The following is a 13958-nucleotide window of genomic DNA, read 5'->3' on the forward strand; positions in this document are numbered from 1 at the left end:
TCAGGCGGCGCTGCCGACGCGGGTCCGGGTGGGGCGGAGGGCGACCTCGTGGGTCTCGTTGACATTGTCGGCGTGAACCGGGTTGCGGCGCGAGACGATCACGATGAACACGGCGAGAGCGAGGGCGACCAGGGCGATCACCGCGGTGCCGAGGTTCCCGCCGTGCTTGACGACGCCCGCGGCGACACCGCCGACCAGTGCGGCGGAGGGGAGGGTGATCAGCCAGGCGACCGCCATGCGGCCCGCCGTACCCCAGCGCACCTCCGCGAGCCGTCGCCCGAGCCCCGCGCCGAGGATGCCGCCCGAGCAGACCTGGGTGGTGGACAGTGCGAAGCCCAGGTGGGCGGAGGCCAGGATGACGGTGGTGGAGGCGGTCTCCGCGGCGAAGCCCTGCGGCGACTCGATGTCGGTGAGGCCCTTGCCCATGGTGCGGATGATCCGCCAGCCGCCCAGGTAGGTGCCCAGGCCGATGGCCAGACCGGCCGAGGCGATCACCCAGACGGGAGGACCGGCGTCATGGCCGAGCGCTCCCGCGGAGACCAGGGTGAGGGTGATGACGCCCATCGTCTTCTGCGCGTCGTTGGTGCCGTGCGCGAGGGACACGAGCGAGGCCGAGGCGATCTGCCCGGCGCGAAACCCCCGGGTCACATGCTCCTTGCGGGCCCGCGCGGTGACGCGGTAGGCGAGGTAGGTGTGGCCGCGAGCGCCGCGAGACCGGCAACCACGGGCGAGGCCACCGCGGGGACGAGCACCTTCTCGACGACCTTGTCGACATGGACGCCCTTGCTGCCCGCACCCACCCAGACGGCACCGATGAGGCCACCGAACAACGCGTGCGACGAACTCGACGGCAACCCGAGGAGCCAGGTGAGCAGATTCCACAGGATGGCGCCCACCAGTCCGGCGAAGATCATCCCGGGAGTCACCAGGGAGTCGTCCACGATGCCGCCGGAGATGGTCTTCGCGACCTCGGTGGAGAGGAAGGCGCCGACGATGTTCAGCACGCCGCTGATGAGCACCGCCGCCTTCGGCCTCAGCGCGCCGGTGGCGATGGAGGTGGCCATCGCGTTCGCGGTGTCGTGGAAACCGTTCGTGAAGTCGAAGGCCAGTGCCGTGACGATGACGACGGCCACGAGGAACGTGATGTGGTCCATGCCCCGATATAAACAGCCGGAGGCGTACGAGCGGAGAAGCGCGGGCGAAGCCCGGGCGTGTGTCTGATGGGCGATCAGGCGTGCGGCCGTGCACCGGGGTTGATCGCGGCGGGCGGCGACGGCGCGCCGTCCGGACACGACCGCGGGCCAGGACGCTCCGTCCTGGCCCGCGGCGGGTGACCGGGTGATCAGGCGGCGGCGGGAGCGGCCTGCGACAGCTGCTCGATGACCTTGGCCAGGCCCTCGACGACCTCGGCGTCGTCGGCCGGGTGGGTCTCGGCGAAACGGGTCATGGAACCGGCGATGGAGAGCTTGGCCTCCTCGACGACCTTGGCGCCGGCGACGCCGACGGCCTTGCGGGCCTCGTCCTGCGCCCACACGCCACCGTACTGGCCGAACGCGGTGCCGACGACGGCGACCGGCTTGCCGGACAGGGCGCCGGCGCCGTAGGGGCGGGACAGCCAGTCGATGGCGTTCTTCAGGACGGCCGGGATGGTGCCGTTGTACTCGGGGGAGAAGAGCAGCAGGCCGTCGGCCTCGCCCGCGGCGGTCCGCAGGGCGGTGGCGGTGGCGGGGACCGTGCTCTCGACGTCGATGTCCTCGTTGTAGAAGGGGATCTCGCCGAGCCCCTCGAACAGGACCACCTCGACGCCCTCGGGGGCGTGCTTCGCGGCGGCCTCGGCGAGCTGACGGTTGTGCGAACCGGCGCGAAGGCTGCCGACCAGGGCGAGGATGCGGACGGACATGGCGGAACTCCAGAGTGTGAGATCGATAGGCGGACCGTTCGAGTCCGTTGAATGTTGTACCACTCTCGTCGGGCTCGGGTCCACCGTGTCCAGCGGGTCAAGCGGACCGCGGTCCACTTTCTATCACGGATAAACGGACCGGGGTCCGATTGTCTTCCCGAGGCGCTACGCTGAGCGCCATGAACGAGCCACTTCCGCTCTCACCGGCGCCGCAGCGCGGCTCGGTCGGCCCGACGGACCTCGCCCTCGTGCCCCTGGGCGAGGTCGCGCCGCTGCGCGCCGACGCGGCGCGCAACCGGGCCCGCCTCCTGGAAGTGGCCGCCCGGCTGGCGGCGGAGCGCGGCATCGCGAACGTGACCATGGAGGACATCGCCGTCGGCGCGGGCGTCGGCAAGGGGACCGTCTTCCGCCGCTTCGGCGACCGGGCCGGCCTGCTGGTCGAGCTGCTGAGCCACCAGGAGCAGCAGCTCCAGACCCTGTTCCTGTCCGGTCCGCCACCGGTCGGCCCGGGCGCGCCCGCGGCGGAGCGGCTGCGCGCCTTCGGCTCGGCCGTCATGCGGCACGAGCACGCCCACCGGGAGCTGTACCTCGCGGCCCACGCCGAGCCGGGCCGCAGTCGTACGAGCCCGCCGTTCCAGTTCCGCCTGGCGCACGTCTCCATGCTGCTGCGCGAGGCGCGGGCCGACGGGGACGTCGACCTGGTCGCCTACACGCTGCTCGGCTATGTCGAGACGGCGCTCGTCGACCACCTCCTCACCCGCCCCGGCATGAGCCTGAGCCGGCTGGAGGTCGGCTGGTACGACCTGGTCGACCGGTTCACGGGGCGATGTACGGGCTGAGCCGAGGACCCCGTCACCCGTCTTGACCCTCTCTTTTCCGCAATACCTCTGAGGCAGAGCTAATCTGTTCATATGGATGCGGAGGGACTCGCCGACGAACTGGCCGACGCGCTTCTGGGAGTGCAGCGGCCGATCCGGCGCCGTCTGCGCAGCGGGACGGCCTCGCCCCGGCTGCGCGGCGCCGAGGTCGAACTGCTGCGCCTGGTCGGGTCGCGGCCGGGCATCGGCGTCTCCGACGCGGCCAGGGAGCTGTACCTGGCGGGCAACTCGGTCTCGACGCTCGTCAACCGCCTGGTGCGCGACGGCTATCTGATCCGCGAGACCGACCCGGCCGACCGGCGGGCCGCCCGGCTGCTGCCGACCGAGGCGGCGACGGCACGGCTGCACGACTGGCGCGAACGGCGCAGGGAACTCGTCCGCCGCCACGTGGGCCGCCTCGCGCAGGCGGACCTCGCGGCGCTCGAAGCGGCCCTTCCGGCCCTGCGCAAGCTGGCGGACAACCTGCACGAGGAGGCCGAGGACACATGACAGACAACGAGGCGCGGCCGGTGGCCGACGGCGATCAGGGCCCGGTGGCCGATGCCGTCACCTGTGACGGACTGCGCTACTCCTTCGGGGAGACGACCGCGGTCGACGGGCTCGACCTGACCGTGCGGGACGGCGAGGTGTTCGGACTGCTCGGCCCCAACGGCGCCGGCAAGACCACCGCGATCCGCTGCATCACCACCCTGCTCCCGGTCCCGGCCGGCACCGTCCGCGTCTTCGGCCACGACGCGGCCCGCGAGCGCATGGCCGTACGCCGTCTGCTGGGCTACGTGCCGCAGCAGCTCTCCGCCGACTCCGGACTCACCGGCCGGGAGAACGTCGCCCTGTTCGCCCGCGTCTTCGACGTCCCCCGACGCGAGCGGGCCCGGCGCGTCGACCAGGCGCTCGCGGCCGTCGACCTCACGGCCGCGGCCGACCGGCTCGCGAAGACGTACTCCGGCGGCATGGTCCGCCGTCTCGAACTCGCCCAGGCGCTGGTCAGCGCGCCCCGGCTGCTGATCCTCGACGAGCCGACGATCGGCCTCGACCCGATCGCGCGCACCACCGTGTGGGAGCACATCAACGCCGTCCGCGCCGCCATCGGCATGACCGTCCTCGTCACCACCCACTACATGGACGAGGCCGACCAGTACTGCGACCGGCTCGCCCTCATGCACCGCGGCCGGGTCCGCGCCCTGGGCACGCCCGCGGAACTGCGCGACGGCCTGAGGCAACGCCGCGGCGGCCAGGGCCCGCTGCCGACGCTGGAGGACGTCTTCCGCGATGTCGCCGGCAGTGGACTCGACGACCAGTCAGGAGACTTCCGCGATGTCCGAAGCACCCGCCGCACCGCGTCCCGTGTCGGCTGACCCCGCCCGCCCCGCCGAACTCGACCTCCTGGTGTCCCCGCCGCGGGCCCGCACCGGATGGCGGGTGCTGCCCGCCCGGGTCGCCGCGATGTGCGCGGTCGAACTGCAGAAGCTGCGCCACGACCGCACCGAGCTCTACACCCGCGCGATCCAGCCCGCCCTGTGGCTGCTGATCTTCGGCGAGACCTTCACCCGGATCAGGGCGATCCCGACCGGTGGCATCCCGTACCTCGACTACCTGGCACCCGGCATCATCGCCCAGTCCGCGATGTTCATCGCCATCTTCTACGGCATCATGATCATCTGGGAGCGCGACGCCGGGATCCTGACGAAGCTGCTGGTCACCCCGACCCCGCGGACGGCCCTCATCACCGGCAAGGCCTTCGCCGCGGGCGTCAAGGCGCTGATCCAGGCGGTCGTCGTGATCGTCATCGCGGCGCTGCTCGGGGTCGCCATGACCTGGAACCCGCTGCGGCTGCTGGGCGTGGCGCTCGCCGTCGTCCTCGGCTCGGCCTTCTTCTCGTGCCTGTCGATGACGATCGCCGGCATCGTGCTCACCCGCGACCGCCTCATGGGGATCGGCCAGGCGATCACGATGCCGCTGTTCTTCGGTTCGAACGCCCTGTACCCGGTGTCCGTCATGCCCGGCTGGCTCCAGGTCATCAGCACGATCAACCCGCTCAGCTACCAGGTGAACGCCTTGCGCGGCCTGCTGCTGGGCACACCGGCCCATCTGCCGACCGACTTCGCGGTCCTCGCCGTCGCCGCGGCCCTGGGCATCGCGTCGGCCTCCTCGCTGCTGGGGCGACTCGCCCGCTGAGGCGCTCCGCCCGTGCGGCCCCGTTCTCGCCGTGCGTCAGCCCAGTCGCGGGATCTCGATCGCGGGGCAGCGGTCCATGACCATGTCGATCCCCGCGGCGAGCGTCCGCTCGCGGGCGGACTCGTCGATCACGCCGAGCTGGAACCAGACGCCCTTGGCCCCCTTGGCCACGGCCTGGTCGGCGACCGCGCCCGCCAGCTCGCTGTTCACGAACACGTCGACCACGTCGACGTCGAACGGAATCGCGTCGAGCGAGGGGTAGCCCTGTTCCCCGTGCACCGTCTCGGCCTTCGGATGCACCGGCACGATCCGCTTGCCGTAGCGCTGGAGGACCTTCGCGACTCCGTGGGCGGCGCGGTGCTCGTTCGAGGAGAGCCCCACGATCGCCCAGGTGTCGCCCAGTCCGGTGAGGATCCTCCGGACCGTCTCCGTCTCCGTCTCGCTGTCCATGCCCTGCCTCCGCTCGATGGCCATCGGATCGCCGCAGAGGGAAACCGCCGCGGGCGGTGCGCCATTCCCGGCGGTGGCCCGAACCGGGTCCCGCCTCCGCGCGGACGGGTGCGCGGGGGCCTACGCTCACCCCGTGCTCCGCATCCTCGACGCCCGCACCGGCGACGTCACCGCGATCCGTCCCGGCCTGCTCCGGGTCCACGCGCAGGTGTCCGGCACGGACACCTCGGCTCTGCGCACGCTGCTCGTGGCGGATGTGCTCGCCCGCGCCCTGGAGATGGCCGGAACCCCCGTGGTCGCGGTCGCCGACGTCCCCGACGCGCTCCGGGCGCGCGCCGACGGCCTCGGCATCCGGCCCATGGCACCGGACGCGCCGGGCGTGGGGCGCGTGCTGTACGTCCTCGGGGAGCACGGCGGCGCCCCCGACGGGCCGCGCATCGAGGTCGCCCCCGCGTCCGGGCCCGACGACGGATCGCCCGACGCCGGGGCCGACTTCTCGGCGGTACGCCTCGCCCTGCTCGCCCGTCCGCGCGGCGAGGCCGTGCGGCTCGACGCGGCCGTCCTCGCCGAGGCGCGCGACACCCTCGGCCGCTGGCGCGAAGCCGTCGCCGCCTGGGCCACCCACCCGTCCAGGCCCGTACCCGAGCGGGTACGGGACGCACTGCGCGCCGCCTGGGAGGACGATCTCGACCTGCCGGCCGTCCTGGAGGTGCTGCGGCGCGTGGAGGGCGACGACGACGTACCGGACGGGGCACGGTTCGAGACCTACGCCTACGCCGACCGCCTCCTCGGCCTGGACCTCACCCGGCGGATCGGGGCCGGGGCATGACGCCCGGCCCCGGATCGGCCCCGCCGCGCAGGCTCCTCGTCCTGCGGCACGCCAAGTCCGCCTGGCCCGAGGGAGTCGAGGACCACGAGCGGCCGCTCGGGCCGCGCGGCCTGCGCGACGCGCCCGCCGCCGGGCGCGCGCTCGCGCACGCCGACCGCCTGCCCGACCTCGCGCTGTGCTCCACCGCCGTCCGCGCCCGCCGGACCTGGGAGCTGGTCTGCGCCGAGTGGGCGGCCCCGCCCGCCGTCCGGTTCGACGCGCGCATGTACGCGGCGGGCGTCCCCGACCTGCTGGCGGTCCTGCGCGAGGTGCCCGACGAGGTGGGGACGCTGCTCCTGGTGGGGCACAACCCGGGGCTCGCGGAGCTGGTCCTGTGGCTCGCCGGGGACGGGGTAGGCGACACCCTGGACCGGGTCCGCGTCAAGTTCCCCACCGCCGCCCTCGCCCGACTCGACTGGCCCGGCGGCACCTGGAACTCCCTCGCCCCCGCGACGGCACTCCTGAGCGACGTGACCGTCCCGAGAGGCTGAGGACTCCTCGCGGAACGGGCGCCCGAGCGGGGTTGCGTCCCCGCGCCCGAGCGGGCGTTCCGGCAGGGTCCCTCGGTGCCGCACCGGAGCCCCCCGTCCGCCCCGGGCCGGGGCTCAGCCGACGTGGATCCGGGGCCGGCGGTCCGGGTCGGGCTCGGCGCGGCGCAGCACCTCGCGGGCGACGGGGGCCACCTCGCCGTCACCGAACACCAGGAAGCGCAGCAGATGACTGAAGGGGTTGCCCTCGGTCCAGTTGAAGTAGGCGTGCGGCACCTCGCCGGTGCGCTCGCGCAGCTCCATCAGGACGGCCGCGATGGTGTTGGGCACCGTCGCCCCCGCCACCCGCAGCCTGCGCACCCCGTGCTTCTCGTCTCCGTGCACGGACAGATCGGTGGTGAAGTCCGAGGAGTCCTTGACGAAGACCTCCAGGAACAGCACCGGACGGCCACCCGGGATATGGGTCTGCTCCCGCTGGCTGTACTCCTTGGCGCGGTACTCCCGGGTGCTGTGCTCCTGGGGCTCGTTGGCGATCACCCGCAGCGGCCCGTCCGCGGCGGCCTCGTCGATGAACCGGGCCGCGTCCTCGTCGAACGTGACCGCCGCGGCACGCAGTTCGAACGCCCGGCGCACCCGGGAGGCGAACGACGTGGCCAGGATCGCGACGATGAAGATGAGCGCGATCTTGATGCCGTCGGGCCGCTCGATCACATTGGTGACCAGGGTGTACGCGAAGACCGCGGTGATCACGCCGAATCCGAGCGCGGCCGCCCGGTGGCCGCGCCGGCCCACGGCCACGGTGGAGGCGAACGCGGCGGACAGCATCAGCACCAGGACGCCGGTCGCGTACGCGCCGCTCTGGTCGTCCACGTTGGCGTTGAACCACAGGGTGATGAGGACCGCGGCCCCCATGAAGACCAGCACCAGGGGGCGCACCGCGCGCGTCCACTCCGGGGCCATGCCGTAGCGGGGCAGGTAGCGCGGCACCAGGTTGAGCAGACCCGCCATCGCGGACGCGCCCGCGAACCACAGGATGGCGATCGTCGACACGTCGTAGACCGTGCCGAACGCCCCGCCCAGGTGTTCGTGGGCGAGATACGCCAGCGCGCGTCCGTTGGCCGGGCCGCCGCTCTTGAAGGCGTCCTGCGGGATCAGGATCGTCGTCGCCAGGCTGGACAGCAGCAGCAGGCAACTCATGATCACGGCGGCGGTGGTGAGCAGCTTGCGGGTCTCGCGGACACGGCCGACCGGGTCGGCGTGCGTGTCCGTCGGCTCGCCCTTGACCTGCGGCATCACCGCCACGCCCGTCTCGAAGCCGGACATGCCGAGGGCCAGCTTGGGGAAGACGAGCAGTGCCACGGCGGCCATCGCGAGCGGTGAGGAGTGCTCGACGGTCATCGCCTGCGTCCAGTCGCCGATCTTCACGGGGTGGCTGAGGACCTCCCAGGCGGAGACCACCAGCACGACCACGTTCAGCGCCAGGTAGGTGCCCACGAGCACCACGGCGATACCGATGGCCTCCTTGAACCCCTTGAGGAACACGGCGCCGAGGGCGGCCAGCAGGAGCAGGGTGATCCACGTGTTCCCGTGCTCCAGCCAGTGCGGAGCGAAGGGGTTCTCCACGACGTGTGCGGAGGCGTCCGCCGCCGACAGGGTCATGGTGATCAGGAAGTCGGTCGCGGCGAAGCCGAGGAGGACGAGGACGAAGAGCTTCCCCGCCCACCAGGGCAGCAGCCGCTCCAGCATCGCGATGGAGCCCTCGCCGTGCGGGCTCTCGTGGGCCACCCGGCGGTAGACCGGGAGCGCGCCGAACAGGGTCAGCGCGATCAGTACCAGGGTCGCCAGCGGTGACAGCAGCCCGGCGGCGAGCGCGGCGATGCCGGGCTGGTAGCCGAGGGTGGAGAAGTAGTCGACACCGGTCAGGCACATGACCCGCCACCAGGTGTGGCCCGTGTGCTCGGCGTCCGGGGTGGCGTGGGGGCCCGGGTGCCGGGCGGACCGCTCGCTCAGGCCCTCCAGCAGCCAGGCCCGCCATCGGACCTTGGCGGGGGAGGGCTCCGTATGGCCGGGCCCGACGGCGTCCGGGCTCTCCACCTGGGTGCCGGTCATGCTGCGCTCTCCCTGCTGTCGGTTCGGGGCGGCCCTGCGGCCAGGCTGTCCTGGTATGGACGACGACGAGCGAGTATCCCCTACCCGCCCGTCCGGACCGGCGCCGGGGCGAGCGCGCCGGACACCGGGGACGGCGGACCGGTGTCCTCCCCGGTTCGATACCCCCGGCGGCGCCGCATACGCTGGCCCGATGCAGGACGAGTACCGCACCGTCGCCCGGGCCGGCGTGCACGAGACCGAGGTCAACCGCTCCCGCTTCCTGTGCTCCCTGGCACCGGCCGCCACCGAGCAGGAGGCGGCCGACTTCGTCGCCGCCGTCCGCGCGGAGCACGCCGCCGCCACCCACAACTGCTTCGCGTACGTCATCGGCGCCAACGGCGAGGTCCAGAAGGCGAGCGACGACGGCGAACCGGGCGGCACCGCGGGCGTCCCCATGCTCCAGATGCTGCTGCGCCGGGACATGCGGTACGTCGTCGCCGTCGTCACCCGGTACTACGGCGGGGTGAAACTCGGCGCGGGCGGGCTCATCCGGGCGTACGGCGGAGCGGTGGGCGAGACGTTGGACACGCTCGGCACCCTCACCCGCCGCCGCTTCCGGATCGCCACGGTCACGGTCGACCACCAGCGCGCGGGGAAGGTGCAGAACGACCTGAGGGCCACCGGCCGCACGGTGCGGGACGTCCGCTACGGGGAGCGTGTCGCGATCGAGATCGGCCTGCCCGACGCCGACGTGCCGGCGTTCACGGCATGGCTCGCGGACGCCACCGCGGGCACCGCCGAGCTGGAACTGGGCGAAGAGGCGTACGGAGCCGCGTAACAGACATATCGGATGGTCGTCCGGCGGGCGGTCCACGCGGGGCCGGGCCAAGGCGCCGCGAGCGGCCGGCCGCGCTGTCGGACCCGGCCGTTAGTCTCGGGAAGCATGAGGCTGCTGCACACGTCCGACTGGCACCTGGGCCGGGCGTTCCACCGGGTGGGAATGCTCGACGCCCAGGCCGGATTCATCGACCACCTGGTCGCCACCGCGCGGGGGCGCGACGTGGACGCCGTGGTCGTGTCGGGCGACGTGTACGACAGAGCGGTGCCGCCCCTGGCCGCCGTCGAGCTGTTCGACGACGCGCTCAACCGTCTCGCGGCCCTCGGCGTGCCCACGGTCATGATCTCCGGGAACCACGACTCGGCGCGCCGCCTCGGCGTCGGCGCGGGGCTCATCGGCCGCGCGGGCATCCATCTGCGCACCGATCCGGCTGCCTGCGGCACCCCGGTCGTCCTGGCCCACCCCCAGGGCGACGTCGCCTTCTACGGCCTGCCCTATCTGGAACCGGCCCTGGTGAAGGACGAGTTCCGCGCCCCGAGAGCGAGTCACGAGGCGGTGCTCACGGCCGCGATGGACCGGGTCCGCGCCGACCTCGCCACCCGCCCGGCGGGCACCCGTTCCGTCGTCCTCGCCCACGCGTTCGTCACCGGCGGCCGGGCCAGCGACAGCGAGCGCGACATCACCGTGGGCGGGGTGGCCGCCGTGCCCGCGGACGTCTTCGACGGCGTCGACTACGTGGCGCTCGGCCACCTCCACGGCAGCCAGAGCATCACCGGCCGGGTCCGCTACAGCGGATCCCCGCTGGCGTACTCGTTCTCGGAGGCCGGGCACCGCAAGGGCATGTGGCTGGTCGACCTGGGACCCGACGGCGCGGTCACGGCGGAGCAGGTCGACTGCCCGGCGCCCCGCGCCCTCGCCCGGATCAGGGGGCGGTTGGAGGACCTTCTCGCGGATCCTGAGCTGGAGCGCCACCAGGACGCGTGGGTGGAGGCCACGCTGACCGACCCCGTGCGCCCTCCCGAGCCGATGGCCCGGCTGACCGAGCGCTTCCCGCACACGCTCAGCCTCGTCTTCGCCCCCGAGGGCGCCGAGGAGGAGGCGGACCTGTCCTATGCGCGGCGGCTCGCGGGCCGCTCCGACCAGGAGATCGCGGAGGACTTCGTGGCCCATGTGCGCGGATCGCAGCCCGACGGGCCCGAACGCGGCGTGCTCCAGGACGCGTTCGACGCGGTGCGCGCCGACGCGGCCGCCGGGGAGGTCGCCCGGTGAGGCTGCACCGGTTGGAGATCACCGCGTTCGGGCCCTTCGGTGCCGCCCAGAGCGTCGACTTCGACGCGCTGTCCACCGCCGGGCTGTTCCTGCTGCACGGACCCACCGGCGCCGGGAAGACCTCGATCCTGGACGCGGTGTGCTACGCGCTGTACGGGGCCGTGCCCGGCGCCCGCCACAGCGGCCAGGGCATGACCCTGCGCAGCGACCACGCGGCACCGGACGTCCGTACCGAGGTACGGCTCGAACTGACCGTCGCCGGGCGCCGGCTGGAGATCACCCGGCAGCCGCCGTGGGAGCGGCCCAAGAAGCGCGGCGCGGGCACCACCGTCGACAAGGCGCACACCGCGCTGCGCGAGTTCGACGTCACCGCCGGCTCCTGGAAGAGCCTCAGCCGCTCCCATCAGGAGATCGGCGAGGAGATCACCCAGCTGCTCGGGATGAGCCGCGAGCAGTTCTGCCAGGTCGTCCTGCTGCCCCAGGGCGACTTCGCCCGCTTTCTGCGCGCCGACGCCGAGGCCCGCGGCAAGCTGCTGGGCCGCCTCTTCGACACCCACCGCTTCGCCGAGGTCGAAAAACGCCTCGCCGAGTGGCGGCGGACGGCGGAGGCCGAGGTCCGGGAGGGGGACACGGCCCTGCTCGCCGACGCCCACCGGATGCAGCAGGCGGCGGGCGACGACCTGCCCCTGCCGCGACTGGCCCCGGGTGATCCCGGGCTCGCCGAAGCCGTCCTGGGCTGGGCGGCCGTCGCCCGCAGCACGGCCCGTGAGCGGCTCGCCCACGCGCACTGCGCGCGGCGGGCGGCCGAGCCCGCGCGGGCGAGTGCGGGGCGCCTCCTGGACGACACCCGCGAACAGGACCGTCTGCAGCGCAGGTTCGCCGAGGCGCGGCGGCGCGCGGCGCTGCTGGCCGAGCGGGCGGGCGCCCACGAGGAGGCCCGGGCCCGCATGGCGCGGGCGCGCAAGGCGGAGCGGGTGGCCCCCGCCCTCGCCCTGCGCGACAGCGCGGAGCGCGAACACCTCGGTGCGACCGACGAGGAGGCGCGGCTGCGGGCCCGGCTCCCGCGCGCCGTCGCCGAGGCCGGTGCGGCGGGGCTCGCCACCGCGGCGCGCCGGGCGGCCGAGGAGCTCGGCGGCCTGGAGTCGGCCCGCCGCGCGGAGGAGCGGCTGACCGCCCTCACGGACGAACGCACGGCCCTGGAGAGGGAGGAGCGCGCCGACGACGCGATCCGCCAGGACGCGGAGGACTGGCTGTCCGGCTGGGAGGAGGCCGAGGCGTCCCTCCGGCAGCGGATCGACGGCGCGCAGCAGGACGCGACCCGGGCCGAGCAGCTCGCCGAGCGGCGCGAGCCCGCCCTGCGGCGGCTGCGCGCGGCCCGGGAACGGGACGAGCTGACCCGTGAGGCCGACACCGCCCGCGCGCGCGTCCTCGGCCTCCGCGAACGCGCCGCCCAGGCCCACGAGCACTGGCTCGACCTCAGGGAGCAGCGCCTCGCGGGCATCGCCGCCGAACTCGCCGCCGAACTCGCCGACGGTGAGCCCTGTGCCGTCTGCGGCGCCGTCGAACACCCCGCACCCGCGCGGAGGTCGGCCGGGCACGTCGACCGCGGGGCCGAGGAGCAGGCGCTGGCCGCCCACCGGCGCGCCGACGAGGAGCACGCCGAGGGCGAGCGGCGACTGGGCGCCGTACGGGAGGCCCTGGCCGCCGCCACCGCCGAGGCGGGTGAGGCGCCCACCGCGCGACTGGCCGCGGACGCGGAGGAGCTGGAGCGGCTGTACGCGTCGGCGCGGACCGGCGCCGCGCGGCTGCACGCCGCGCAGGAGGAGCTGAGGCAGCGGGCGCACGAGCGCGAGCGGCGGGACGCCGACCGGCAGGACACGGCGCTGCGCGCGGCGGCCCGCGCCTCCCGCCGCGACACCCTGGAGAGCGAACGCACCTCCCTGGAGGCGGAGTTGTCCCGGGCCCTGGACGACGCGGTCAGCGTGTCCGCGCGCTCGGCCGAGCTGGAGCGCCGGGCCGCCCTGTTCACCGAGGCCGCCGAGGCCGTACGGGCCGCCGAGGAGGCCGCGCGGCGGCTGAAGGACGCCGATGCGCGACTCGCCGACGAGGCATTCCGCGCCGGCTTCGCCACCCCGCGGGAGGCGGCGGCCGCCCTCCTGGACGACACGGCCCACCGCGAACTGCAACGACGCCTGGACGCCTGGCAGCAGGAGGACGCCGCCGTCCGCGCGGTGCTCGCCGAACCGGACACGACGAGCGCCGCGCAGCAGCCGCCGGCCGACCCGCAGGGAGCCGCACGGGCCGCCGAGGCGGCGGACCGCCGGCTCCAGGAGGCGCTCTCCGCCCAGGACGCGGCGTCCGCCCGGTGCGCGGAACTCGACCGCCTCTCCGCCCGGGCCACCCTGTCGGCTCGGCGCCTGGCCCCCCTGCGCGAGGAGTACGACCGAGTGGCGCGGCTGGCGTCCCTGGCCGCCGGCACGTCCGCCGACAACGAACGCCGCATGCGCCTGGAGTCGTACGTGCTCGCCGCGCGGCTCGAACAGGTCGCGGCGGCGGCGACCGTACGCCTGCGGCACATGTCCTCGGGCCGCTACACCCTGGTCCACTCCGACGACCGCGCGGGGCGCGGGCGCAGCGGCCTGGGACTGCACGTGGTCGACGCGTGGACCGGGCGGGAACGCGACACGTCGACCCTCTCCGGGGGCGAGACGTTCTTCGCGTCCCTCGCCCTCGCCCTCGGCCTCGCGGACGTCGTCACCGACGAGGCGGGCGGCGTGCGCCTGGACACCCTCTTCATCGACGAGGGCTTCGGCAGTCTGGACGACCAGACCCTGGACGAGGTCCTGGACGTCCTGGACTCGCTGCGCGCACGCGACCGCAGCGTGGGCATCGTCAGCCATGTCGCCGACCTGCGGCGCCGGGTCCACGCGCAACTGGAGGTCGTGAAGGGCAGAACGGGATCGGTGGTGCGGCGGCGGGGCACCGGCGGCCCGTGACGTGAGCC

At 74.1% G+C, this 13958-nt stretch carries 12 protein-coding genes and 1 pseudogene; 9 read left to right on the plus strand and 4 right to left on the minus strand.

Features of this window, described 5'->3' with window-relative positions; all coding sequences use genetic code 11:
- Together AB0C59_RS26040 and AB0C59_RS26045 are read right to left on the minus strand one after the other, a co-directional pair.
- Positions 1-1154, minus strand: a pseudogene (locus AB0C59_RS26040) (inorganic phosphate transporter).
- 188 nt (positions 1155-1342) lie between these two features.
- On the minus strand, positions 1343-1900 hold the full coding sequence (locus tag AB0C59_RS26045; protein ID WP_363008608.1) for an NAD(P)H-dependent oxidoreductase: 558 nt from the start codon (positions 1898-1900) through the stop codon (positions 1343-1345).
- A gap of 179 nt (positions 1901-2079) precedes the next feature.
- Here AB0C59_RS26045 and AB0C59_RS26050 point away from each other — a divergent pair, with 179 nt between their 5' ends.
- The 4 genes from AB0C59_RS26050 (at position 2080) to AB0C59_RS26065 (ending at position 4953) form a co-directional block, all read left to right on the plus strand.
- Positions 2080-2739 (plus strand): helix-turn-helix domain-containing protein, encoded by a 660-nt coding sequence (locus AB0C59_RS26050; protein ID WP_363008610.1) that lies wholly within the window; start codon positions 2080-2082, stop codon positions 2737-2739.
- A 72-nt stretch (positions 2740-2811) separates the two neighbouring features.
- Positions 2812-3267, plus strand: coding sequence for a MarR family transcriptional regulator (locus AB0C59_RS26055; RefSeq protein WP_363008612.1), 456 nt, complete (start codon positions 2812-2814; stop codon positions 3265-3267).
- Positions 3264-4133, plus strand: a complete 870-nt coding sequence (locus AB0C59_RS26060; RefSeq protein ID WP_363008614.1) for an ATP-binding cassette domain-containing protein — start codon at positions 3264-3266, stop codon at positions 4131-4133. Before AB0C59_RS26055 ends, AB0C59_RS26060 begins: the two co-directional genes overlap by 4 nt.
- Positions 4093-4953: an ABC transporter permease gene (locus AB0C59_RS26065; RefSeq protein ID WP_363008616.1), complete on the plus strand. Its 861-nt coding sequence runs from the start codon at positions 4093-4095 to the stop codon at positions 4951-4953. Before AB0C59_RS26060 ends, AB0C59_RS26065 begins: the two co-directional genes overlap by 41 nt.
- Before the next feature lie 36 nt (positions 4954-4989).
- On the opposite strand, the gene AB0C59_RS26070 is transcribed toward AB0C59_RS26065, so the two are convergent.
- On the minus strand, positions 4990-5403 hold the full coding sequence (locus tag AB0C59_RS26070) for a CoA-binding protein (RefSeq protein ID WP_363008618.1): 414 nt from the start codon (positions 5401-5403) through the stop codon (positions 4990-4992).
- 133 nt (positions 5404-5536) lie between these two features.
- Between AB0C59_RS26070 and AB0C59_RS26075 the strand changes: the two genes are divergently transcribed.
- Both AB0C59_RS26075 and AB0C59_RS26080 read left to right on the plus strand, forming a co-directional pair.
- Positions 5537-6232, plus strand: coding sequence for a hypothetical protein (locus AB0C59_RS26075; protein WP_363008620.1), 696 nt, complete (start codon positions 5537-5539; stop codon positions 6230-6232).
- Positions 6229-6762: a histidine phosphatase family protein gene (locus AB0C59_RS26080; RefSeq protein WP_363008622.1), complete on the plus strand. Its 534-nt coding sequence runs from the start codon at positions 6229-6231 to the stop codon at positions 6760-6762. The genes AB0C59_RS26075 and AB0C59_RS26080 overlap by 4 nt, the downstream gene beginning before the upstream one ends.
- A gap of 114 nt (positions 6763-6876) precedes the next feature.
- Here AB0C59_RS26080 and AB0C59_RS26085 read toward each other — a convergent pair whose 3' ends face one another.
- The gene (locus AB0C59_RS26085) at positions 6877-8868 is read right to left on the minus strand and encodes an amino acid transporter (RefSeq protein WP_363008624.1); all 1992 of its coding nucleotides are present in this window, start codon (positions 8866-8868) and stop codon (positions 6877-6879) included.
- 190 nt (positions 8869-9058) lie between these two features.
- Between AB0C59_RS26085 and AB0C59_RS26090 the strand changes: the two genes are divergently transcribed.
- From AB0C59_RS26090 to AB0C59_RS26100, 3 genes are all read left to right on the plus strand, one after another.
- On the plus strand, positions 9059-9685 hold the full coding sequence (locus AB0C59_RS26090) for a YigZ family protein (protein WP_363008626.1): 627 nt from the start codon (positions 9059-9061) through the stop codon (positions 9683-9685).
- A 105-nt stretch (positions 9686-9790) separates the two neighbouring features.
- Positions 9791-10954, plus strand: coding sequence for an exonuclease SbcCD subunit D (locus tag AB0C59_RS26095; RefSeq protein ID WP_363008628.1), 1164 nt, complete (start codon positions 9791-9793; stop codon positions 10952-10954).
- Positions 10951-13950 carry an SMC family ATPase gene (locus AB0C59_RS26100; RefSeq protein WP_363008630.1) on the plus strand — a complete coding sequence of 1000 codons (3000 nt, stop codon included), beginning with the start codon at positions 10951-10953 and terminating at the stop codon, positions 13948-13950. The genes AB0C59_RS26095 and AB0C59_RS26100 overlap by 4 nt, the downstream gene beginning before the upstream one ends.
- Positions 13951-13958: the final 8 nt, after the last annotated feature.

Source organism: Streptomyces sp. NPDC048664 (genome assembly GCF_040650555.1).
Taxonomy (GTDB): domain Bacteria; phylum Actinomycetota; class Actinomycetes; order Streptomycetales; family Streptomycetaceae; genus Streptomyces.

Bases quoted from the DNA above. Each gene is read 5' to 3' on its own strand.
- AB0C59_RS26045 (WP_363008608.1), bottom strand. From the start codon at position 1,900: ATGTCCGTCCGCATCCTCGCCCTGGTCGGCAGCCTTCGCGCCGGTTCG.
- AB0C59_RS26050 (WP_363008610.1), top strand. From the start codon at position 2,080: ATGAACGAGCCACTTCCGCTCTCACCGGCGCCGCAGCGCGGCTCGGTC.
- AB0C59_RS26055 (WP_363008612.1), top strand. From the start codon at position 2,812: ATGGATGCGGAGGGACTCGCCGACGAACTGGCCGACGCGCTTCTGGGA.
- AB0C59_RS26060 (WP_363008614.1), top strand. From the start codon at position 3,264: ATGACAGACAACGAGGCGCGGCCGGTGGCCGACGGCGATCAGGGCCCG.
- AB0C59_RS26065 (WP_363008616.1), top strand. From the start codon at position 4,093: ATGTCCGAAGCACCCGCCGCACCGCGTCCCGTGTCGGCTGACCCCGCC.
- AB0C59_RS26070 (WP_363008618.1), bottom strand. From the start codon at position 5,403: ATGGACAGCGAGACGGAGACGGAGACGGTCCGGAGGATCCTCACCGGA.
- AB0C59_RS26080 (WP_363008622.1), top strand. From the start codon at position 6,229: ATGACGCCCGGCCCCGGATCGGCCCCGCCGCGCAGGCTCCTCGTCCTG.
- AB0C59_RS26085 (WP_363008624.1), bottom strand. From the start codon at position 8,868: ATGACCGGCACCCAGGTGGAGAGCCCGGACGCCGTCGGGCCCGGCCAT.
- AB0C59_RS26090 (WP_363008626.1), top strand. From the start codon at position 9,059: ATGCAGGACGAGTACCGCACCGTCGCCCGGGCCGGCGTGCACGAGACC.
- AB0C59_RS26095 (WP_363008628.1), top strand. From the start codon at position 9,791: ATGAGGCTGCTGCACACGTCCGACTGGCACCTGGGCCGGGCGTTCCAC.